1 protein-coding gene is annotated in these 987 nt (G+C 66.7%); it reads right to left on the bottom strand.

The features are described 5' to 3' along the window. Positions 1-12: 12 nt before the first annotated feature. Positions 13-921, bottom strand: a complete 909-nt coding sequence (locus A8G15_RS28735) for an IS5 family transposase (protein WP_068166608.1) — start codon at positions 919-921, stop codon at positions 13-15. Positions 922-987: the final 66 nt, after the last annotated feature.

Below are 987 nucleotides of genomic sequence, written 5' to 3' on the forward strand. Positions count from 1 at the left end.
CTAGGCCGTGTTTCATAAGCCTGGGGTACGGAGCCACTGATTGATCGCGGCGATACGCACGGTGGCGGTGTAGCGGACCGCGAGCTTGTCGTATCTCGTTGCCACAGCACGGTTCTGCTTGAGCAGGTTGATGCCGCACTCCACGGCGTGCCGCTGCTTGTAGTGCTCGGTGTCGAAGACGGGTGGGCGACCACCGGACGAGCCCTTCTTTTTCCGATTCGCGACCTGGTCGGTCTTGGTCGGGATCGTCGACCTGATTCCTCGCGTGCGCAGGTAGGCGCGGTTGGCGGCACTGCTGTACGCCTTGTCCGCCAGCACCGCATCAGGGCGGCGGCGCGGTCGACCACGACCGCGCCGCGGCACCCGAATCGCCTCGAGCACGGCCTCGAACTGCGGACTGTCACCGCACTGACCTGCAGTGACGATGAGTGACAGGACCTTGCGGCCCTGCTCGCATGCCAGATGGGTTTTCGTGGTCCAGCCGCCGCGTGAGCGTCCCAACGCGTGATCATCGGGCTCGGTGTCGACACCGCCCGGTGGCTCGGCCTGCCGATCACCGTCCCTGCGGGCACCGGCTGCGTGCTGGTGTGCTCGGGCGATGGTCGAATCGACGCTGACATCCCACACGATCGCGCCGGCAGCGTCGGCGAGCGCCTGCACTCGGGTGAGGATCTGCGCCCACACCCCTGCGCGTTGCCAGCGCCGGAACAGTCCGTACACCGTCTGCCACGGCCCGTACCGGTCCGGAATGTCCCGCCACGGGCATCCTGTGCGGATCCTCCATCGGATCCCGTCGATGAGCTGGCGTTTCGTCCACTTCGGCGGCCGGCCCGCCTTCTTTCCCCGCGGCAACAACGGCTCCAACCGCGCCCACTGCGCGTCGGTCAGATCCGCCCGCCCCGGTACCGCTACGCTGGGCACGAGGTCTCCGGTATTCAGGTTTGTCTTGGTCGATTAACCCTCTACCGGAGACCTCGCTCATTCAGT

Source organism: Rhodococcus phenolicus, from assembly GCF_001646785.1.
GTDB lineage: Bacteria > Actinomycetota > Actinomycetes > Mycobacteriales > Mycobacteriaceae > Rhodococcus > Rhodococcus phenolicus.